The 19,258-nt window shown below is 66.2% G+C and carries 19 protein-coding genes and 1 riboswitch; of the genes, 4 read left to right on the top strand and 15 right to left on the bottom strand.

Annotation, left to right across the window (positions count from 1 at the left end; all coding sequences use genetic code 11):
- Positions 1 to 2 precede the first annotated feature (2 nt).
- From ACCD07_RS11080 to ACCD07_RS11035, 10 genes are all read right to left on the bottom strand, one after another.
- A complete protein-coding gene (locus ACCD07_RS11080) occupies positions 3 to 899 on the bottom strand; it encodes an FAD:protein FMN transferase (RefSeq protein ID WP_176652936.1) in 897 nt (298 codons plus the stop codon).
- Positions 893 to 2,026 carry a DUF3570 domain-containing protein gene (locus tag ACCD07_RS11075; protein WP_413447375.1) on the bottom strand — a complete coding sequence of 378 codons (1,134 nt, stop codon included), beginning with the start codon at positions 2,024 to 2,026 and terminating at the stop codon, positions 893 to 895. The genes ACCD07_RS11080 and ACCD07_RS11075 overlap by 7 nt, the downstream gene beginning before the upstream one ends.
- Before the next feature lie 9 nt (positions 2,027 to 2,035).
- Positions 2,036 to 2,251, bottom strand: coding sequence for a DUF4266 domain-containing protein (locus ACCD07_RS11070; RefSeq protein WP_353403934.1), 216 nt, complete (start codon positions 2,249 to 2,251; stop codon positions 2,036 to 2,038).
- Positions 2,248 to 2,742, bottom strand: coding sequence for a TlpA family protein disulfide reductase (locus tag ACCD07_RS11065; protein ID WP_413447374.1), 495 nt, complete (start codon positions 2,740 to 2,742; stop codon positions 2,248 to 2,250). The genes ACCD07_RS11070 and ACCD07_RS11065 overlap by 4 nt, the downstream gene beginning before the upstream one ends.
- On the bottom strand, positions 2,739 to 4,901 hold the full coding sequence (locus ACCD07_RS11060) for a choice-of-anchor D domain-containing protein (RefSeq protein WP_413447373.1): 2,163 nt from the start codon (positions 4,899 to 4,901) through the stop codon (positions 2,739 to 2,741). Before ACCD07_RS11060 ends, ACCD07_RS11065 begins: the two co-directional genes overlap by 4 nt.
- Before the next feature lie 21 nt (positions 4,902 to 4,922).
- A complete protein-coding gene (gene mrtJ / locus ACCD07_RS11055) occupies positions 4,923 to 5,282 on the bottom strand; it encodes a JDVT-CTERM system glutamic-type intramembrane protease MrtJ (RefSeq protein WP_353403931.1) in 360 nt (119 codons plus the stop codon).
- Between the two features lie 76 nt (positions 5,283 to 5,358).
- Positions 5,359 to 6,036, bottom strand: coding sequence for a GNAT family N-acetyltransferase (locus ACCD07_RS11050; RefSeq protein WP_176652942.1), 678 nt, complete (start codon positions 6,034 to 6,036; stop codon positions 5,359 to 5,361).
- 52 nt (positions 6,037 to 6,088) lie between these two features.
- Positions 6,089 to 7,342, bottom strand: a complete 1,254-nt coding sequence (locus ACCD07_RS11045) for a multifunctional CCA addition/repair protein (protein WP_413447372.1) — start codon at positions 7,340 to 7,342, stop codon at positions 6,089 to 6,091.
- A gap of 3 nt (positions 7,343 to 7,345) precedes the next feature.
- Positions 7,346 to 8,062, bottom strand: a complete 717-nt coding sequence (locus ACCD07_RS11040) for a glutathione S-transferase family protein (protein ID WP_176652944.1) — start codon at positions 8,060 to 8,062, stop codon at positions 7,346 to 7,348.
- A gap of 26 nt (positions 8,063 to 8,088) precedes the next feature.
- Positions 8,089 to 10,026: a transglycosylase SLT domain-containing protein gene (locus ACCD07_RS11035; protein ID WP_413447371.1), complete on the bottom strand. Its 1,938-nt coding sequence runs from the start codon at positions 10,024 to 10,026 to the stop codon at positions 8,089 to 8,091.
- A 136-nt stretch (positions 10,027 to 10,162) separates the two neighbouring features.
- On the opposite strand from ACCD07_RS11035, the gene ACCD07_RS11030 reads away from it, so the two are divergent.
- Positions 10,163 to 10,708 carry a 5-formyltetrahydrofolate cyclo-ligase gene (locus tag ACCD07_RS11030; protein WP_353403954.1) on the top strand — a complete coding sequence of 182 codons (546 nt, stop codon included), beginning with the start codon at positions 10,163 to 10,165 and terminating at the stop codon, positions 10,706 to 10,708.
- A gap of 11 nt (positions 10,709 to 10,719) precedes the next feature.
- Here the strand turns inward: ACCD07_RS11030 and metF are convergent, their stop codons facing one another.
- The 4 genes from metF to metK form a co-directional block, all read right to left on the bottom strand.
- Positions 10,720 to 11,547, bottom strand: a complete 828-nt coding sequence (gene metF / locus ACCD07_RS11025) for a methylenetetrahydrofolate reductase [NAD(P)H] (protein ID WP_176652946.1) — start codon at positions 11,545 to 11,547, stop codon at positions 10,720 to 10,722.
- Positions 11,540 to 11,890, bottom strand: a complete 351-nt coding sequence (locus tag ACCD07_RS11020) for a phage holin family protein (RefSeq protein ID WP_176652947.1) — start codon at positions 11,888 to 11,890, stop codon at positions 11,540 to 11,542. The genes metF and ACCD07_RS11020 overlap by 8 nt, the downstream gene beginning before the upstream one ends.
- Before the next feature lie 62 nt (positions 11,891 to 11,952).
- Entirely contained in the window at positions 11,953 to 13,380 is a 1,428-nt protein-coding gene (ahcY, locus tag ACCD07_RS11015) for an adenosylhomocysteinase (protein WP_353403928.1), read from the bottom strand.
- 28 nt (positions 13,381 to 13,408) lie between these two features.
- A riboswitch (S-adenosyl-L-homocysteine riboswitch) is annotated at positions 13,409 to 13,477 on the bottom strand.
- A 54-nt stretch (positions 13,478 to 13,531) separates the two neighbouring features.
- Positions 13,532 to 14,698 (bottom strand): methionine adenosyltransferase, encoded by a 1,167-nt coding sequence (metK, locus tag ACCD07_RS11010; RefSeq protein WP_176652949.1) that lies wholly within the window; start codon positions 14,696 to 14,698, stop codon positions 13,532 to 13,534.
- 196 nt (positions 14,699 to 14,894) lie between these two features.
- Here metK and ACCD07_RS11005 point away from each other — a divergent pair, with 196 nt between their 5' ends.
- The 3 genes from ACCD07_RS11005 to dapF are packed head-to-tail and all read left to right on the top strand — an operon-like array spanning position 14,895 to position 17,499.
- Positions 14,895 to 15,755: a lysophospholipid acyltransferase family protein gene (locus tag ACCD07_RS11005; RefSeq protein ID WP_413447370.1), complete on the top strand. Its 861-nt coding sequence runs from the start codon at positions 14,895 to 14,897 to the stop codon at positions 15,753 to 15,755.
- Positions 15,752 to 16,627 carry a lipid A biosynthesis acyltransferase gene (locus ACCD07_RS11000; protein ID WP_176652951.1) on the top strand — a complete coding sequence of 292 codons (876 nt, stop codon included), beginning with the start codon at positions 15,752 to 15,754 and terminating at the stop codon, positions 16,625 to 16,627. Before ACCD07_RS11005 ends, ACCD07_RS11000 begins: the two co-directional genes overlap by 4 nt.
- Before the next feature lie 8 nt (positions 16,628 to 16,635).
- Complete coding sequence (gene dapF, locus ACCD07_RS10995; protein WP_413447369.1) at positions 16,636 to 17,499, top strand: diaminopimelate epimerase; 864 nt, start codon at positions 16,636 to 16,638, stop codon at positions 17,497 to 17,499.
- Between the two features lie 18 nt (positions 17,500 to 17,517).
- On the opposite strand, the gene ACCD07_RS10990 is transcribed toward dapF, so the two are convergent.
- Positions 17,518 to 19,101, bottom strand: a complete 1,584-nt coding sequence (locus tag ACCD07_RS10990) for an SEL1-like repeat protein (RefSeq protein ID WP_176652953.1) — start codon at positions 19,099 to 19,101, stop codon at positions 17,518 to 17,520.
- Between the last annotated feature and the right edge of the window lie 157 nt (positions 19,102 to 19,258).

Below are 19,258 nucleotides of genomic sequence, written 5' to 3'. Positions count from 1 at the left end.
GATCAAATATCCTTGAACAGCATCTGCCCCTGGTCGTCCACAGCCAGATACCCCATTTCAGACGCATTCAAAAAATCCACTCCATCCCGCTGCTTCAACATCGTGATGGTCGAACAGCTGCCGGCCGCAATCGCCATCGGCGCCAGCACGCTGACCGAACGCCAGTAGCGCACAGGCATGCCGTCGCGCGGGTCGAGGATGTGGCAGTAGCGCCGCCCGTCGATCTCGAAGAAACGCTCGTAGTCGCCGCTGGTCGCCAGCGCACCGCTGCTGATCGGGATGCTGGCGATCACGCCATCCGGATCGCGCGGGTCCTGGATGCCGATGCTCCATGGACGTCCGTCCAGGTCGGGCCCGATGAAGCGCATGTCGCCGCCCAGGTTCACGTAGCCGTGCCTGACGCCGGCATCGGCCAGCAACGCCGCCGCGCGGTCCGCCGCATACTCCTTGCCGAAGCCGCCGAAATCGATTTCCATGCCGGCCTGCCGCAGACGCACGTCCTGTCCGCCGCACTCCACCTTGGACCAGCCGACCAGCGCCAGCAAAGGCTGCAGTACCTGGGCCGCCGGCACTTTCGGCTGGCGAAAATCCCAGGCCCGCCGCAGCACGCCGGAGGTGATGTCGAACAGCCCGTCGCTGGCGCCGTGCAAGGCCGCCGCGTAGTTCATCAGCGACATGGTCTCGTCGTCGCAATGCACCGCCTCGCCGCCCGCCGCCGCGTTGATGCGCGAGACGATGCTGTCCGGCCGATAGCGCGAATACTTGGTTTCGATACGCCGCACCTCGGCAATGGCCTGCTGCGCCAGGCGCTCGGCCGCCTGTGCATCGGGTGCGCCGATGCGCAGCTCGCAGCGGCTCGCCATTGCGTCAAACGTGGTGCGGTGTATCGCCTCTACCATTGCCGGTTGATCCCTATCTGTATCGTCTGCGCGCGGAACGCGTCCAGTCCCGGGCTGCCTTCATGGAACAGGCGCCAGCTGCCGCGCTGCTGGTAGGCCGACACCTTGACGTCGACCGACCACAGTTTGTCCAGCTGCTTGCTGACCTTGAGCGCCAGCGTCACCGCGCCGAAGCCGGACAGGCGCTGGTCGGCGGACATGTAGCCGCTGCCGTTATACCCCGGCGGGAACGGCGCGCCGAGACGCGTATCGTAGACCGGATCATAATAGAAGCTGGCCGCGCTCTGCGTGTACAGGCGTACTTCCGGCGTCACGGTCCAGCCGTCCGACAGCGGCTGCACATACTCCTCGCCCAGCGTATGCCCGCGCACGCCGAAGCTGTCGCGATAGTAGCGGTACGACAGCCTGCTGGTGCCGCCGGTCGACGCCAGATGATGATTCCAGCGCGCCAGCAAGGTGCTCTCGTCGCGGCTGCGCGGACGGTTGTCCAGCGACTTGTACGGATCGGAGAAATATCCTTCCCCCGCGCTGTGCGTCAGCGTCAGCTGGGCGATATCGTTCGTCGTCAGCACCTGGGTGACGCCCAACAGCACATTGGTGGTGCGCTTCTTTTCGTTGCTGACGATACGGTTGACCGGATCGATGCGGTCGTCGGCATGGCCGACGCCGACGGTCCAGGTGGTGTTCTTGTTCTCGCTTTCGTAGCTGCCCTGCAGCGACAAGGCGCGCGACACATAATCATGCTCGGTAGAGTAGGCCGCGCCCACGGTCACGCTGCCACGCTCGAAGTAGCGGGTGACGGAGGCATCGCCGGCCGTGCGGTGGTCCTGCATGTGCGACGCGCCGGAGATGGCCGTGTGATACCGCGGCGAGGCGCCCGACACGTCGTCCGACACCAGCGATGCACCGATGCTCCACACGCCGGCGACCGGCGCCACGATCGCCACCGACGGCGAATGCACGGTGATCCGGTCCAGCCCGGACTGGCTGTCCTTGTAGTCCAGGTAACCCAGCGAGATGCTGCCGTTGGCCGGCGGCGTCTCGGCGTGCGCCTGCACGCCGGGCAGCATCAGCGCGGCCGCCATGATGGAGGCGGCCAGGCTGCGGTTGGAATCTTTTTCAGTCATGGTGTTCCCTTAATTGCAGCCGCAGCCGCCGCCGCCCACACCGGCGCCGCCGGCGGACGCCTCGCGGCTGGTGTAGATATGCTCGTCGAAGCGGTTGAACAGGTGGCTGTCGCCGAAGGTCATTTCGGAACGCGCCAGCGTGCCCTTTTCCCACGGCTGCACATTGCCGAGCGAGGCGCAGCCGGACAGGCCGGCCGCCAGGACGATCAACAGTATCGCCTTCATTTGACGGCTCCCAGCGCGGTCTGGATTTTTGCTTCAAGGTCGGCACGGTCGGCTTCGCGGAAACCCGAGTGCTCCAGCAGCACCTTGCCGTCAGGGCCGATCAACACGCTGCTCGGCATGCCCTTGATGCCGTAGTTGCGCGGGGTTGCGCCCTGCGGATCGAAGACGATGCTGAAGCGCGCCGGTGTCGTCGCCAGGAACTGGCGCGCGTCGGCGCTGTTGGCGTCGAGGTTGATGCCGACGATCTGCAGGCCCTTGGCGCCATACTTCGCCTGCATCTCGTTCATCCAGGGGAAAGACTGGCGGCACGGTCCGCACCACGAGGCCCAGAAGTCCACGTACACCAGCTTGCCCTGCAGCTTGGCCAGCTTCACCGCGCCCTCCATGCCCTGCAGGTCGAACTGCGGTGCGGCAGCGCCCTTGTCCAGCGCGAAGGAAGAGGAAGCAGCCAGCGCCGCGGCAAACAGCAATGCGATTGATTTTGTGTTCATTTCAGGCTCCAGTGATTTTTCTGTTTGACCAAAGGCCGGCGGCGGCGCCAGCCGATGACGACCAGCGCCACCACCACCAGCACGACCATCATGGGATCGGTAACGTCGGCCGCCATCGAGCAGCCGCCTCCGCCGCGATTCGACGGTGTGCCGCTGGATGCGGCGGCGGTGCCTTGGCCGTTCAGCGCGATGGTCCAGCTGCTGCTGGCAACGTTCGACTGGATCGCCACGCTGCCGCTGCTGGTGCCTGCATTGAGCGGGGTGTAACGCACCACCAGGTCGCAGGACGCGCCCGGCGCCAGCGTCAGCGGGAAGGCTGCGCAGCCGGTGCTGTCGGACACGGCGGCGAACGGGCCGGTGTAGGCGGCGCTGGCCAGCGTGAGCGCGGCGGCGCCGCTGTTGGTCAGCGTAAAGCGCCGCGTCGGCGCCGTGCCGCCTATGACCACAGCGCCGAAGTCAAAGCTTTGCGGAGCGATGGTCAGCGACGGCGTGCCGCCGGCGACGGCGACACCGCTGCCGTTCAGCGCCAGGTGAAACTGGGCGCCGCTGTCGGTCACCAGCAGCAGATCCGCGCTGCGCGCACCCGCCGCAACCGGCTTGAACGCCGTGGTGACGGTGCAGCTGGCGCCCGGCGCGACCGCGCCATTGGCCGCGCAAGTGCCGCCGACGACGAAGTCGCCCGGCTGGTTGCCGCCCAGAGTCAACGTCGATATGGTCAGCGCGGCGCTGCCGCTGTTGCTCAGCGTGGTCGTGTGGACGGCTGCGCTGCTGCCGACTTGCGTATCGGCGAAGGCCACCGGGCCGGTTTCGGACAGCGCCGGCGTGCCGGTCGCCTGTTTGGTGCCGGTGCCGCTGATGCCCACTTGCAGCGCCGGCGCATTGGAAGTCACCGCCAGCGCGCCGCTGGCGGCGCCTTCGGCCGTCGGTGCAAAGCGCACCGGCACCGCGCAGCTGGCGCCCACGGCAAGGCTGACGCCGCAATCGCCGGCGCCGAGATTGAAGCCGGCATTGCCGGTCAGCCCGATCTTGGTGAAGCCGATGGCGACGTTGCCGGTATTGGCCAGCGTGACCGTTTGGGTCGCCGCCGCGGCGCCTATGGTCTGCGCGCCGAAGGCAATTGCCGATGGCGTCGCGGTCAGCGCCGGCGCCGGCGTCGTGGCGCTGCCGGACACGCCCAGCGTGGCATTGCCATTCGAGGCATTGGAGGCCAGCGTCAGGCTGGCGGTGAAGGCACCGGCCGTCACCGGCAATGCCTGCAGCGTCACCGTGCAGCTGGCGCCCGCAGGCAAGGCTGCCGGCGCGCCGACGGCGCAAGAGCCGCCAAGCGTGATGATGCCGGCGTTGGCGCCGCCCAGCGCGATGGAGGAGAACGTCAGCGCGGCCTGGCCGCTGTTGCTGACCGTGACAGTCGACACCGTCGACGGCGACCCGGTCAGCAGCGTGCCGAAATTGACGCTGGCGGCCGACAGCGCGATGGTTGCCTGCGGCGTGCTGTTGCCGGTGCCGCTGAGGGCGACGCTGCTGCTGCCGCCGGCGGCGTTGTGGGTGATGGTCAGCGAAGCCGCGCGCGCGCCTGCGGCGGTCGGCTTGAAGCTGGCCTGCACGGTGCAGCTGCCGCCTGCCGCGATGGCCGCGCCGTTGGCGCAGCTGCCGCCTGCCAGCAGGAAGTCGCCCGCCGCGGCGCCACCGATGGCGATGGTGCCGATATTGAGCGCGGCGTTGCCGGTGTTGCTCAGGGTAGCCGCCAGCGGGCCGGCGGTCTGGCCGATGCCGGTGCCGCTGAAGGTCAGGCTGGACGGAGCCAGCGAAGCCGCCGGTGCGGCCACCACGTTCGGATTGCCGATGAAGGCCGCCAGGTCGGCCAGTTCCGCCGCGCTGAATTTGCCGTTGAACAGGCTGCCCATGCCGCCCACGTTGGCGGCGAAGGCGTTGGAGATGACCGAAGGCTGGTTGGCCGCCGCCAGTATGCCGTTGACGTTACTGGCCGGCGAGGCGCCGTGGCAGGATGCGCAGCTGGCGCCGCCGGAAACCGGCCCGTTCAGATAAAGACTCTTGCCGTTCAAGGCATCGGCCGCCATGGCCTGCCCCGACAGACCCGCCAGGGTGGCCACCATCGCCAGCAGCCCCCCCGCCCACCGTATTCGAATACCCCATGCCATGCCGTTCTCCTGAAGATTGATCTATAAGCCGCAGACAGAGATCGCAAAGGCATTCATGCCGCTATGGACCAGCGCGCACCAGTGCCAGCTGCGGGTGCGTTGGTACAACAGCGCCAGCGCCAGGCCCGGCGCCAGCACCGCCAGCGCCTGCTGCCAGCCGGCGCCCAGGTGCAGCAGTCCGAAAACCGCCGTCGACGCCAGCACCGGCGCGGCTTGCGGAACGTGCATGCCGCCATCCGCCACCTGCCGCATCATCCATTCCTGCAGGCCGGCGCGCACCACGCACTCCTCCAGCGCAGGCGCCAGCAACAGCAGGCGCACACAGGCGCCAAAGTCCGGGGCCTGCAGCTGCGCGCTGCATAAGTGTGAGATCAAGGTCATGGATTTGCCGCCGATTACGTATCTTGTCGGACCGTTCATTCCCGGTCCGGCGGCAAAGGTTCTAGCGGCAGGAGATTTATTTGCGACCGGTAAGGCGGTCGAACCACTTGGCGGCGATGCGCTTGTTGGCTTTGAGGGTGTAGTCCAGCGTGGCGAACTGCTCGTCCAGCGCTTCCTGCAGCATGCTGGCCGGATTGGCCGGCGGCAGTTTGAGATAGGCATCGGCCTCGCCGTGGTCGCGATGGATTTCCATCCCGGCCTTTTTGGCGATGTGCATCATCGTCTTGTTGGACGACAGGCAGTGCATATACAGCGTGTCGACGTCGTTGTTGCGGCAGTGGATGGCGGCGCGCTCGAACAGCCTGGAACCGATGCCCATGCCGCGCGCCGATTTGCTGACCGACACCCCGAACTCCGCCACCCTCTCCTTCTCGGTGACGGCGCTCCTGGATTCATCGCGCGGCGCGAACGCCAGGTGGCCCACCGCCACCAGCTTGAACATGCGGTTGTACACGCCGAACACCATGTCGCGCGAGAAATCGATGCGGTTGACGTAGTTCTCGACCTGCTCGTCCGGCAGCACGGTGCCGAAGCGCAGCAGGCGGTCGCCGCTCTCCAGGCCGAGGAAGTGCTTGACCATGCGCCGCCGGTCGCGCTCGTGCAGCTCCTTGACGAGCACCGTCGGACGACGCTTGTCGTCTTTGTGCTTGCCCCAGCGGCGCAGCGGATTTTGGAACAGATCGATCGAGTTCATACTTGCCAAATAATTATGGTGCAGTGCAACATACGATCAATTGTACCCTTCTTTATCCGTCCGTGCCGGGAGCGTCGGACACCGGCAGCGCCGCCTTCACGGCGCTGACCCGGGCGTTGTGCACCAGTTCGGGGATGCGCTGCGGCGCCGCGGCGCTGGCCTGGGCGATCTCGCCGGCGTTGACGCCGCGCGCCGCCGCCATGGCGTTCTCCAGCCACGCCTTCTGCGGAAACGGCGCGTCGCGATAGCTGGCCTGCGGGCCGATGCGGCCGCGCGAGTCGCATTCGGTCGCCAGCAGCATCTGCACAAAGCGGGCGGGCTTGCGGAAGGCGTCGCAGCGCTCGAGCAGCTTGACGATGGTGTTGGCCCGCAGCTGCAGGGCGCGGCCGACGTTGCCGTGCTCGCGCGCCGTCATCACGGCCAGGTCGCGGCACTCGGTCGGCACCTTCAGGCGCTTGCACACCTGTTCGACCAGCTTGACGCCCATGCCCTCGTGGCCATGGTGGGCCGGCCAGCTTCCGGACGGTGTGACGCCCTTGCCCAGGTCGTGCATCAGGCAGGCGAAGCGCGTCGGCAGCTCCAGCCCCGCCTCCGCCGCGCAATCGATCACCTGCAGCATGTGCAGGCCGGTGTCGATCTCTGGATGCCATTTCTCCGGCTGCGGCACACCCCACAGCACGTCCAGTTCCGGCAGGATGCGCGCCAGCGCGCCGCAGTCGCGCAGCACCTCCAGCATGCGCGACGGCCTGGCTTCCATCAGGCCGCGCGCCAGTTCCTGCCACACGCGCTCCGGCACCAGCGCGTCGACCTCGCCCTGCTCCACCATCCGCTTCATCAGCGCATTGGTTTCGGGGGCGACGCGGAAATCGCTGAAGCGCGAGGCGAAACGCGCCACGCGCAGGATGCGCACCGGGTCTTCGGCAAAGGCGTCGGACACGTGACGGAAGATGCGCGCCTCGATATCGCGCCGGCCGCCGTACGGGTCGGTCAGCGTGCCGTCGCCGGCGCGGGCGATGGCGTTGATGGTCAGGTCGCGCCGTACCAGGTCGTCTTCCAGCGTGACGTCGGGCGAAGTATGGAACACGAAGCCCTTGTAGCCGGGCGCCGTCTTGCGCTCGGTGCGGGCCAGCGCGTATTCCTCCTGCGTGTCAGGATGCAGGAACACCGGGAAGTCCTTGCCGACCGGGCGAAAGCCCTTGGCCAGCATGTCGTCCGGCGTGGCGCCGACGACGACGTGATCGTGGTCCTTGACCGGCAGCCCAAGCAGCTCATCGCGAACGGCGCCGCCGACGACATATATCTGCATCGCTTAATCCGGCATCTCGGCGTCGTGCCTGGGCGCCGTTTCGGTTTCGGCCAGCGCCTCGGCGACCCAGCGGGCCACGGCGGGATGGGCCTGCACGCGCTGGCAGTAGGCGTCCAGCGCCGGCGCCAGCGCCACGCCGTAGGTTTTAAAGCGCATCACCACCGGCGCGTAGTAGGCGTCGGCGATCGAGAAGTCGCCGAACAGGAACTGGTGGTGGCCGAAGCGCGACAGGCATTCTTCCCAGATTTCGCTGATGCGGCCGATGTCGGCCTGGGTGCCGTTGGTGCGGCCCTTGCCCGGATAGCTGGCGCGGATATTCATCGACATCGAGTTGCGCAGGTCGGAAAAGCCGCCGTGCATCTCGGCGCAGATCGAGCGCGCCATCGCGCGCGCGGCCACGTCCTGCGGCCACATGTGCAGTTCCTGGAATTGCTCGGCCAGGTATTCGCAGATCGCCAGGCTGTCCCAGATCGTCATCTCGCCGGCCAGCAGCACCGGCACGCGGCCGCTGGCCGAGTAGCCGCAGATGCGGTTGGCGGTGTCGGGCTGGTCCAGCAGCACGCGCACTTCCTGGAACGGTATGCCGAAGGCGGTCATCGCCACCCATGGTCGCATCGACCAGGACGAATAGTTCTTGTTGCCGATGACGAGCGTCAGGCCCGGTTCGCGCGCGGCGGCCAGGGATTGCGACAGGCTGGGATCAAGTTGAGTGCTCTGCATGATGCGTCCGTAGTGGTTGGTGTTCTTTAGCGCGAACCGAAGCTCGATTCCTGCTGTTCCTGTTCGGTGTAGCCCTTCGGCGCGACGTTGCCCAGGCGCGCCTTCAGCGATTGCGGCCGCCCTTCAAACAGCGCCGCGTAGTAGGTCGTGTTCGACATCACGTTCTTGACGTAGGTGCGGGTTTCGACATACGGGATCGATTCGATGAAGACCGCGCTGTCCATCGGTTTGGTCAGGGTCGAGCGCCATGAGCGCAGGCGGCCCGGCCCGGCGTTGTAGGCCGCGGTGGCCAGCACCTGCGAGCCGTCCATGTTCCCCAGCACCATGTTGAGGTAGTTCGCCCCCAGCAGGATGTTGGTGCGCACGTCGCTCAGCATGTTCTGCGCGAAGTCGGCCAGGCCGATTTTCTTGGCGACCCAGCGGCCGGTGGACGGCATCACCTGCATCAGGCCCGAGGCGCCGACGTTCGACTGCGCGTCCATGATGAAGCGCGATTCCTGGCGTATCAGGCCGTAGACCCAGGCCTTGTCCAGGCCCAGCGTCTGCGTGGTCGGATGCATGATGTCGATGTGCGGCGACGGGAAGCGCTGCGTGTAGTCGACCTGGATGCGGGTGCGGTCCGAGGTGTTGACCATGCGGTCGAGGATATTGTTCTGGCGCGCGAATTCGGCGGCGGCCAGGTGTTCGCGTTCGCTCAGGCCGCGCAGGCCCCAGTTCCATTCGCGCGTGCCTTCGAAGCGCAGCCGCATGCTGAAGAACTTGAGCGCGCGCTGGAAGTTCGGGTTGGCCGCGATGGGGGCGATCTCGTTTGCTCCGATCGGCAAGCCAGGCAGCGGGATCGTCACCAGCTTGCCGGTTTCCTCCAGCGCCAGCTGGCCGTAGAAGTTGGACTGGTCGGCAATGCTGTGGAACAGCTGCAGCGCCTCTCCCGTCGGCTGGCCGGCATTGGTCTGCGCCATCAGCGCGCGGCCCAGCCAGTACACCCAGGCCGGATCGCCGCGCAGCGCCGACGGCATGGCGCGGATGTTCTTCTCCACCTGCCGCCAGTCGCCGTTGCGCAGCGCGATGCGGGTCTTCCACTGGATCTGGTCGATCGACAGCGCGGCGCCGTTCGATTTCTGCCAGTACTCGGTGGTCTCCGGCGACAACGAATACGACGACTGCAGCGCGATCGCCGCCCACGCTTCCTGCTGCTCCTGCGCCGTCATTTTCGGCGCCGCCTTGTCCAGCGCCAGCACCGCCAGCCTGCTGCTGGTCTTGGCCATGCGGCCGATGGCGACGATGTAGATCTCGTGATCGGTGCGGCCGCTGCCGGCGCCCTTGGTCAGCGCGATGGCCGGCAGGTCGACCGCCTGCACCGCCTTCTTCTCGTTCCCGCCAAGCAGCGCGGCGATGCGGCGCGCCTGGCCGGTGGCGTTGTATTCGCCGGACAGGCGCAGCTGCGCATACAGGTCGTCGACGCCGAACTGGCCGGCTTGGTACAAGGTGGCGATCAGGCCGGCGCACGGTTCGCCGTAGCCGTTGGGCGCGGTCAGCAGTTCGCGCGCCTCGCCGGCCACCTTCTGCCCCTTGAGGGCGCGCGACTGCAGCGCGTAGCATTTGACCTGGGTGTCGTCGTTCAGCACGAACAGCGGCAGCTGCTCGTCGAAGGTGGCCCAGTCGCGCTTGCGGCCCAGCTCCAGCAGCCAGTCGTTGCGCAGGCGGTCGACGATGGCCTGGCCTTCGTAGCGCTTCATGAAATCGCGGATTTCGGCGCCTGAAGCATCCTTCAGGCGCGGTTTCAGCCGATAATAATCGACATAGGACGGGATCGAATAATCGGTCAGGCGGGCGGCGTAGAAATCGGCCTTGGCGGCATCGTCCTGGCGCACCGCGTCGCGCAGCAGCAGGAAGGAGTCGTCCGCCCTGCGGCCGTCATCGCCAAGGTCGTCGGCATGGGCAAAGGCGCTGAGGGCCACAGTCATGACCACGGCGACGGCGCCGGCAATCCATTTCGAAGCGGAAATCAATGTGCAACTCTCTAAAGTCTTTAATATCTGAACCATGACCAGCGACCCTAGAATACCACGCAGCGCGACCGAACCACCAGCCCCGGCCACCATGGCCAAGGCCGATTTGCGCAAGCGCCTGCTGGCCGCGCGGCGCGCGCTGGACGCGGCCACGCGGGCCGCGTGGGACCATGCGATCGGCGCGCAGGTGGTGGCGTGGTGGCGCGCCGCGCAGCCGGCGGCGCTGGGGGTCTACTGGCCGCTGCGCGACGAGCCGGACCTGCATGCGGCCTATGCCGAGCTGGCCCGCCTGGGCGCCAGGCTGCTGCTGCCGGTGGTGGTGGAAAAACATGCGGCGCTGGAGTTTGCCGAATGGCGCATCGGCGAGGCGATGGTCAAGGATGCGATGGGGGTGGCGGTGCCGGCCGATCTGCGGCTGCAGGCGGCGTATCCGCCGGCGCTGCTGGTGCCCTGCCTGGGTTTTAATCCGCAAGGCTATCGGCTGGGGTATGGCGGCGGGTTTTACGACCGCACCTTGGCGCGGGAGCCGCGCCCGCAGACGGTTGGCATCGCCTACCGGTGCCTGCAGGTGCGGTTCGACAGCGACGGCCACGACGTGGCGCTGGACCGCATCGTGACCGAGGCCGAGGTGGATTAAGCCCGTGCCCGTTACACCAGCCGCTGCCACAGCGCGGTGGTCGCGGCGGCCTGGTTCATGCTGTAGAAGTGCAGGCCCGGCGCGCCGCCGGCCAGCAGCCGCTCGCACAGCTGCGTGACCACGTCGAGGCCGAAGGCCTTGATCGACGCGCTGTCGTCGCCGAAGCTGGCCAGCTTCAGGCGCACCCAGCGCGGGATCTCGGCGCCGCACATGTCGGAGAAGCGCATCAGCTGCGTGTAGTTCGTGATCGGCATGATGCCGGCCACGATGGGCACGTCCAGGCCCAGCTTGCGGGTCTGGTCGACGAACTGGAAATAGGCGTCGGCGTTGTAGAAGTACTGCGTGATGGCGGCGTTGGCGCCGGCCTTCACCTTGCGCTCGAAGGCCAGCAAGTCGTCCTGCGGCGACTTGGCCTGCGGGTGCACTTCCGGATAGGCCGCCACTTCGATGTGGAACCACTCGCCGGTCTCCTGGCGGATGAACTCCACCAGCTCGTTCGCGTAACGGAACTCGCCTGCCGCGCCGTAGCCGCTCGGCAGGTCGCCGCGCAGCGCGACGATGCGCTTGATGTTGTGCGACTTGAAATCGGTGAGGATCTCGCGGATCGATTCGCGCGTGCCACCGACGCAGGACAGGTGCGGCGCGGCGTCTTCACCGGCGGCGAGGATTTCCACCACGGTGTCGAGCGTGCCGCGCTGCGTGCTGCCGCCGGCGCCGAACGTCACGGAGAAGTATTTGGGCTTCAGCTCGGACAGCTTGGCGCGCGTGACGCGCAGCTTTTCCGCGCCTTCCGCCGTCTTCGGCGGAAAGAATTCGATACTGAAATTATGATTAGCCATCTGAGTTCTTCAAAAGTAAGGTAGACAGAGCCCAGGAAATCACGCTGTACAACAGTGCGCCACCGATGGCCGACACGAAGCTGTCGACGTGGAAGCCGTCCACCCATTGGGCGACCAGCCAGAACATGAAGCCGTTGATGATGAAAATGAACAGGCCCAGCGACACCAGGGTCACGGGCAGCGTCAGCAACAGCAGCACGGGGCGGATCAGCGTATTTACCAGGCCCAGTACAAGAGCCGCGACGAGGGCTGCGCCTATGCTTGTGACATCGACGGAATGCATCAGGTAGGGAACTGCCAGCAAGGCAATTGCATTGATTAACCAGGTAAGGACCAAACGCATAGTTAAGACTCGCTGCAAAGTGGCACGGCGTCATTCCCGCGCAAGCGGTAATGACGGAGGTTTTAATAACGATAGTGGTCAGGCTTGTACGGACCTTGCTGCGACACGCCGATGTAGGCCGCCTGCTCTTCGGTCAGCACGGTCAGTTGCGCGTTGAGCTTTTTCAGCTGCAGGCGCGCGACTTTCTCGTCCAGGTGCTTCGGCAGCACGTACACGCCGACCGGGTACTTGTCGGTGTTGGCGTACAGCTCGATCTGGGCGATGGTCTGGTTCGCGAACGACGAGCTCATCACGTACGACGGATGGCCGGTGCCGCAACCCAGGTTGACCAGTCGGCCTTCGGCCAGCAGGATGATGCGTTTGCCCGACGGGAAGATCACGTGGTCGACTTGCGGCTTGATGTTGTCCCAGGTGTACTTCTTCAGCGCGGCGACGTCGATCTCGTTGTCGAAGTGGCCGATGTTGCAGACGATGGCCTGGTCCTTCATGGCCAGCATGTGCTTCTCGGTCAGGATGTGATAGTTGCCGGTGCAGGTGACAAAGATGTCGCCGTGCTCGGCGGCGTAGTCCATGGTCACGACGCGGTAGCCTTCCATCGCCGCCTGCAGCGCGCAGATCGGATCGATTTCGGTGACCCACACTTGCGCCGACAGCGCGCGCATCGCCTGCGCCGAGCCCTTGCCGACGTCGCCGTAGCCGGCGATGACGGCGACCTTGCCGGCGATCATCACGTCGGTGGCGCGCTTGATGCCGTCGACCAGCGATTCGCGGCAGCCGTACAGGTTGTCGAACTTGGACTTGGTGACGGAGTCGTTGACGTTGATGGCCGGGAAGGCCAGCTTGCCTTCCTTGTGCATCTGGTACAGGCGGTGCACGCCGGTGGTGGTTTCCTCGGTCACGCCCAGGATCTGCGGCAGGCGCTTGGAGTACCACGACGGGTCGATCGCCAGGTGCGCCTTGATGGCGTTGAACAGGCAGATTTCTTCTTCGGAACCTGGCGCGGCCAGCACCGAAATATCCTTCTCGGCGCGGGCGCCCAGGTGCAGCAGCAAGGTGGCGTCGCCGCCGTCGTCCAGGATCATGTTCGAGTAGACGGCGTTGCCCGCTGCGTCGGCAGGCCATTCGAAGATGCGGTGGGTGTAGTCCCAGTATTCGTCCAGGGTTTCGCCCTTGATGGCGAACACCGGCGTGCCGGCGGCGGCGATGGCGGCGGCGGCGTGGTCCTGGGTCGAGTAGATGTTGCACGAGGCCCAGCGGACCTTGGCGCCCAGCGCTTCCAGCGTCTGGATCAGCACGGCGGTCTGGATGGTCATGTGCAGCGAACCGGTGATGCGCGCGCCCTTGAGCGGCTGCGATGCGGCGAATTCCTCGCGGATGGCCATCAGGCCAGGCATTTCGGTTTCGGCAATCTTGATTTCTTTGTCGCCCCAGGGCGCCAGGGAGATGTCGGCGACCAGGTAGTCTTGTGCGGATTTGAGTACGGCGTTCATCACGCCCTCCTTTCATGTGTTGAAAAAAGTAACGTGAGCGCAGTTGCAGATTCCGAGCCTGGCGAATTCGTGATTCGTCGCAACGCTCCTCGGAAGGCGCATTTTAGCAAAAAAAAACGCCCCGCAGGGCGTTTTTACTGTACCGGCCGGATTACTTCAGGCCGGCGGCGGCGCGCAGGGCCGCCGCCTTGTCGGTGCGCTCCCAGCTGAACTCCGGCTCTTCGCGGCCGAAGTGGCCGTAGGCGGCGGTCTTGGCGTAGATCGGACGCAGCAGGTCCAGCATCTGCACGATGCCTTTCGGGCGCAGGTCGAAATGCTCCATCACCAGCGCGGCGATTTTCTCGTCAGGAATCACGCCCGTGCCTTCGGTGTAGACGGTGATGTTGATCGGACGCGCCACGCCGATCGCGTAGCTGACCTGCACCTGGCACTGGCGCGCCAGGCCGGCGGCCACCACGTTCTTGGCCACGTAACGCGCGGCGTAGGCCGCCGAACGGTCCACTTTCGTAGGATCCTTGCCCGAGAACGCGCCGCCGCCGTGCGGGCTGGCGCCGCCGTAGGTGTCGACGATGATCTTGCGGCCGGTCAGGCCGCAATCGCCCTGAGGACCGCCGATGACGAAGCGGCCGGTCGGGTTGACCAGGTACTTGGTGTTGACCAGCCACTCGCGCGGCAGCACCTGCTTGATGATGTCCTCGATCACCGCTTCTTCAATCTGCTTGTGCTGCATTTCCGGCGCGTGCTGGGTCGACAGCACGACGGTGTCGACCGACACCGGACGGCCGTTGACGTAACGCAGCGTGACTTGCGACTTGGCGTCCGGACGCAGCCATGGCAGGCGACCATCCTTGCGCAGCTGCGACTGGCGCTCGACCAGGCGGTGCGCGTAGTGGATCGCGGCCGGCATCAGCTCGGCGGTTTCGTCGCAGGCATAGCCGAACATCAGGCCCTGGTCGCCGGCGCCCTGGTCCAGGTCGATGCCGGCGCCTTCGTCCACGCCCTGGGCGATGTCCGGCGATTGCTTGTCGTAGGCCACCAGCACGGCGCAACCTTTGTAGTCGATGCCGTATTCGGTGTTGTCGTAGCCGATGCGCTTGATGGTTTCGCGCGCGACTTGAATATAATCCACGTTGGCGTGGGTGGTGATTTCACCTGCCAGCACCACCAGGCCGGTGTTGCACAAGGTTTCCGCGGCAACGCGGGCTTTGGGGTCCTGGGTCAGGATCGCATCCAGAATGGCGTCGGAGATCTGGTCGGCGACCTTGTCCGGATGGCCTTCGGAGACGGATTCCGAGGTGAAGAGATAATCGTTTGACATCGCAAGCTCCTGATACTGGTTAAATATGTTTGTCGCCAACCAATACGGCTTGCGACGCTTTAGCGATATTTATATTCCGCCACGCAAGTTGTCTGTTAACTCAGCGGATACTGCATACGTGGTATTTTACGCTTCTTAAAAAATTTTGGCATAGCAACAGAAGCCAGAGTCACCCTCAAATAGACAAATCATCTTCATGCTTGTTCCCATTTTTCGTTTTCTTTCATTTTTCCCATTGCCGTTTCTGCACGCAATGGGGGCCGCGCTTGGCTGGCTGGTCTACCTGAGTTCGCCTTCCTACCGCCGCCGCATGCGCGACAATCTGGCGCTGGCCGGCTATACGCAACACCTGTCGGCGGCGATCGCCGAGGCCGGCAAGAGCATCGTCGAACTGCCTTTCATCTGGTGCGCCGATCCGCAACGCGTGTCGCGCCACGCCACCGACGAGAACTGGAACATCGTCCAAGCCGAGCTGGACGCCGGACGCGGCATTGTGTTCCTGACGCCGCACCTGGGCTGTTTTGAAATCGTCGCGCAGGAAATCGCGCTGCGCACCGAACTGATGGTGATGTACCGCCCGCCTAAAAAAGCGGCATTGAAACCGCTGATCGAAGGCGCCCGCGCGCGCGACAATCTGTTGCTGGCGCCGGCCAATATGTCCGGCGTGCGCATGCTGGCCAAGTGCCTCAAGAAAGGCAAGCCGATCGGCCTGCTGCCGGACCAGGTGCCGCAGGAAGGCGAAGGCGTGTGGGCCAAGTTCTTCGGCCGCGACGCCTACACCATGACCCTGCCCGCCAAGCTGGCGCAGCTGGGCGACGCCACCGTCATCGTCACCTACGCCGAGCGCCTGCCTGGCGGACGCGGCTACGTGATCCGCTTCGTGCCCTTCGACGGCACGCTGGACGGCAGCGCCGCCGAGCAGGCCCAGGCCATCAACGGCGCCATGGAACGCCTGATCGCCCGCAGCCCGGCGCAGTATTTCTGGAGCTACAACCGCTACAAGGTACCGGCCGGCATCGCCGCGCCCACCGCGGCAAACGCGGGAGAACAGCCATGAAGCTGCTGCTGGGGATCATGTGGCTGCTGCACTGGCTGCCCTTGCCGGTGCTGGGCCGCTTTGGCGACCTGGTCGGCAGCCTGCTGTTCGTGGCGATGCGCTCGCGCCGCCACATCACGCTGACCAATCTGCGTCTGTGCATGCCGGAGCTGACCGAAGCGCAGCGGGTCGACATCGCCCACCGCCACTTCCAGGCGTATTCGCGCAGCGTGTGGGAGCGCGGCATCCTGTGGTGGGCTTCCGAGGAGCGCCTGAACCGCCTGATCAAGGTCGAGCCGGGTCCGGTGCCGGTCGAGGAGATGAGCTCGAAGCCGACCATCCTGCTGTGCCCGCACTTCGTCTGCCTGGACGTGGCCGGCGCCTCGATCGCGATGGTGGCCAGCGCCTCGTCGATGTATGTGCAGCAAAAGAACGCCACCTTCGACCGGGTGCTGCGCGCCGGCCGCGCCCGCTTCAAGCCGGTCAAGCTGTTCACGCGCCAGGACGGCATCAAGCCCATCCTGCGCGCGCTGCGCGACAAGCTGCCCTACTTCATGCTGCCGGACATGGACTTCGGCGACAAGGATGCCGAGTTCGTGCCCTTCTTCGGCATCGAGGCGGCCACCTTGACCGCCACCGCCCGCATCGCCGCCACCACCGGCGCCCAGGTGATGCCGGTGATCGCCACCTTCCTGCCCGATTACCAGGGCTGGCGTGTGAAATTCTATCCAGTGTGGGACAATTACCCTGGTCCCGACATGGTCGCCGCCACCCGCCGCATGAACGAGTTCATCGAAGAGCGCGTGCGCGAGGCGCCGGCCGAGTATTTCTGGACCCACAAGCGGTTCAAGACCCGGCCGCCTGGCGAACCGTCCCTGTACAGCAAACAATAAAAGCGCAGATGAAACTCAAATTCACCAAAATGCACGGCGCCGGCAATGATTTCGTCGTCATCGACGGCATCAACCAGGCCATCGCCTTCACGCCGGCGCAGTGGAAGCTGCTGGGCGACCGCCGCTTCGGCGTCGGCGCCGACCAGATCCTGCTGGTGGAAAAGCCGACCCAGCCCGGCTGCGATTTCCGCTACCGCATCTTCAACGCCGACGGCGGCGAAGTCGAGCAGTGCGGCAACGGTTCGCGCGCCTTCGTCAAGTTCGTGTCGGAAAAAGGCTTGACCGACCAGCGCAGCATCACGGTGGAAACCAAGGCCGGCGTGATCGCCCCGCGGCTGGAGCTGGACGGCAGCATCACGGTGGACATGGGCGCGCCGGTGCTCGAGCCGGCGCGCGTGCCGTTCGACGCCGAAGGCTTGCACGGCGAGCGGCAGGCTGAGGACACGTTGTGGCCGCTGGTGCTGGAACTGGGCGGCGCCCGCGAAAAGATCCTGATCTCGGTGGTATCGATGGGCAATCCGCACGCGGTGCAGATCGTCGACGACGTCGACACGGCGCCGGTGGAATTGACCGGTCCGCTGATCGAGCACCACGCGCGCTTCCCGAACCGCGTCAACGCCGGCTTCATGCAGATCATCGACCGCAACCACGTCAGGCTGCGGGTGTTCGAGCGCGGCGTCGGCGAAACGCTGGCCTGCGGCACGGGCGCCTGCGCGGCCGCCGTGGCCGGCATCCGCCGCGGCTTGCTGGACAGCCCGGTGCGCATCGATGCGCGCGGCGGCCAGCTGTCGATCAGCTGGGACGGCCCGGGCCAGCCGGTGTGGCTGACCGGCCCCGCGGTGACGGTGTTCGAAGGCGAGATAGAAATCTAAACCGGCGTTAAAGCGGCGTCAGGCGGCCAACCGGTCGTCGCCGGCGGCGACTCCGGCTGCGGCCGGCGCCCAGGTCTTCAGGCGGTACAGGCGCTGGCGGTAATTGCCTTCCAGCCCATCGGGGCCGCTGTCGACACTCTCGAACAGGCGCACGATGCGATCCAGCGCCTGCCGCTCGCGCGCCGTGCGCAGCAAGATCAGCCGCCGCTTGCTGCGTCCATAGCTGGCGCGGATATCCACCACCAGGCAATGGCCCTGGTCGGCCGCCTTCACATCCAGTAACAGCGCTTCAGCCCGGCTCAGGCCGAACAGCTCGGCCAGTTCCAGGCGGGCCGCCAGCAGCGGCTGGCTTTCCAGCGCCTCGCGCGTCAGGCCGGCCAGGATCGCGCCGGTCCACTCCGCTTCCTTGGGCTCGGCCGCGACGCGCAGCAGCGCCGCCTCGGCTTCGCAACAGCCCTGGGTGGCGGCTTTCTGCAGCCAGTAGGCGGCGCGCACGTCGCTGTATTCGTCGGTGCGGCGGTTGCGCCACGCATACATGCCGCACTCCAGCTGCGCGCCCTTGTGTCCCATGTCGGCCGCGCGCTCCAGGTAGCCCTGCGCCTCGGCCACGCTGCGCTGCGAAAATTCCGGCTTCAGGTAGATCCGCGACAGCGCGTACCAGGCGTCGGCCAGGCCCTGCTCGCCGGCCAGCGTCAGCCAGCGTATTGCCCGTTTGAAATTGACGGCGGTGATGCCGTTGGCTTGCCGCCTGCCCTCGCCGTCCATGCGCGCAAACCACAGTCCCAGCGCCAGTTGCGCGGCGCGGTCGCCGCCGTGCGCGGCCAGTTCGCGGCAATGCCGCAGTTCGGCCTCGTGGTCCGGCAAGCCGTCCAGCAACTCGGCGCAGCGGGCCAGCAGCGTCTGTTGCACCGGCTCGGGCTGCCAGTCGGCCAGGCGGGCCGCTTCGGCATCGAGCGGCGCCTCGGCCAGCAGCGCGCGCACCAGCGGCAGCGCGCGTTGTAAAAATGCCTCACGATCGCCGTTCCAGCTTTGTTCCAGCACCGCGTATTGGGCGGCGGCCAGGCCGCCGTCGGCCGCCCGCGCCAGCCATTGCTGGCGTGCATTGCCGCGGCTGACCGGCAGCACGCGCGCGCCTTGGCGCGCCGGCACCGGCGCCTGCGTCGCGGGAACCGGCGGTTGCGCGCCGGATTGATGGGCCAGCAGCCACTGCGCCTCGGCCGAACCGGAGCGGGCGGCCGATTCCAGCGCCTGCAGCGCCTTGTCGCGTAAATGCAACGATTCCGCCGGCTGCGCCTGATTTAGCACAAGTTGGGCCAGCACCAGGCCGGCCTGCTCGATGCCGGCATCGTAGGCGCGGTCGTACCACGACAGCACCGACGGCAGGCAATGCTGCGCATGCTCGAACGGCACGTGACTGCCGATCAACATCCAGGCCTCATCCTGTTCCTGCAGCGCGGCGCGGTTCAGCCAGTGCAGGGCGGTTGGCAGGCTCAACGGTAGGCTGGCGCCGCCGAACAGATAGAGCTTGCCCAGCGCCAGCTGGCACACCGCGTCTCCCGCGCGGGCGCCCCGGATAATGCCTAACTCTTCTCGATTTGCCATCGTCTCACTATTAGTCCGTTTCATGGTAGCGGGGGGGGGGGGGGGGGGGGCCCCCCCCCCCCGGGGGGGGGCCGGGTTTTTTTTTTTTTTTTTGTGGGGGGGCGGCCCCCCCCCCCAAAAAAAAAGGGGGGGGTTTTTTTTTTGAAAAATGTCTCCC

The organism is Duganella sp. Dugasp56 (assembly GCF_047304105.1).
Lineage (GTDB): Bacteria > Pseudomonadota > Gammaproteobacteria > Burkholderiales > Burkholderiaceae_D > Rugamonas > Rugamonas hordei.
Note: the sequence above shows the minus strand (reverse complement) of the source record. Positions and strands in the feature narration are given on the sequence as shown.

Coding starts and splice junctions, on each gene's coding strand:
- ACCD07_RS10990 (WP_176652953.1), bottom strand. CDS start 19,101: ATGGCAAATCGAGAAGAGTTAGGCATTATCCGGGGCGCCCGCGCGGGA.
- ACCD07_RS11005 (WP_413447370.1), top strand. CDS start 14,895: ATGCTTGTTCCCATTTTTCGTTTTCTTTCATTTTTCCCATTGCCGTTT.
- ACCD07_RS11065 (WP_413447374.1), bottom strand. CDS start 2,742: ATGAACACAAAATCAATCGCATTGCTGTTTGCCGCGGCGCTGGCTGCT.
- mrtJ (WP_353403931.1), bottom strand. CDS start 5,282: ATGACCTTGATCTCACACTTATGCAGCGCGCAGCTGCAGGCCCCGGAC.
- ACCD07_RS11075 (WP_413447375.1), bottom strand. CDS start 2,026: ATGACTGAAAAAGATTCCAACCGCAGCCTGGCCGCCTCCATCATGGCG.
- ACCD07_RS11030 (WP_353403954.1), top strand. CDS start 10,163: ATGGCCAAGGCCGATTTGCGCAAGCGCCTGCTGGCCGCGCGGCGCGCG.
- ACCD07_RS11020 (WP_176652947.1), bottom strand. CDS start 11,890: ATGCGTTTGGTCCTTACCTGGTTAATCAATGCAATTGCCTTGCTGGCA.
- metF (WP_176652946.1), bottom strand. CDS start 11,547: ATGGCTAATCATAATTTCAGTATCGAATTCTTTCCGCCGAAGACGGCG.
- ACCD07_RS11045 (WP_413447372.1), bottom strand. CDS start 7,342: ATGCAGATATATGTCGTCGGCGGCGCCGTTCGCGATGAGCTGCTTGGG.
- ACCD07_RS11080 (WP_176652936.1), bottom strand. CDS start 899: ATGGTAGAGGCGATACACCGCACCACGTTTGACGCAATGGCGAGCCGC.
- ACCD07_RS11060 (WP_413447373.1), bottom strand. CDS start 4,901: ATGGCATGGGGTATTCGAATACGGTGGGCGGGGGGGCTGCTGGCGATG.
- metK (WP_176652949.1), bottom strand. CDS start 14,698: ATGTCAAACGATTATCTCTTCACCTCGGAATCCGTCTCCGAAGGCCAT.
- ACCD07_RS11070 (WP_353403934.1), bottom strand. CDS start 2,251: ATGAAGGCGATACTGTTGATCGTCCTGGCGGCCGGCCTGTCCGGCTGC.
- ACCD07_RS11035 (WP_413447371.1), bottom strand. CDS start 10,026: ATGACTGTGGCCCTCAGCGCCTTTGCCCATGCCGACGACCTTGGCGAT.
- dapF (WP_413447369.1), top strand. CDS start 16,636: ATGAAACTCAAATTCACCAAAATGCACGGCGCCGGCAATGATTTCGTC.
- ACCD07_RS11050 (WP_176652942.1), bottom strand. CDS start 6,036: ATGAACTCGATCGATCTGTTCCAAAATCCGCTGCGCCGCTGGGGCAAG.
- ahcY (WP_353403928.1), bottom strand. CDS start 13,380: ATGAACGCCGTACTCAAATCCGCACAAGACTACCTGGTCGCCGACATC.
- ACCD07_RS11040 (WP_176652944.1), bottom strand. CDS start 8,062: ATGCAGAGCACTCAACTTGATCCCAGCCTGTCGCAATCCCTGGCCGCC.
- ACCD07_RS11000 (WP_176652951.1), top strand. CDS start 15,752: ATGAAGCTGCTGCTGGGGATCATGTGGCTGCTGCACTGGCTGCCCTTG.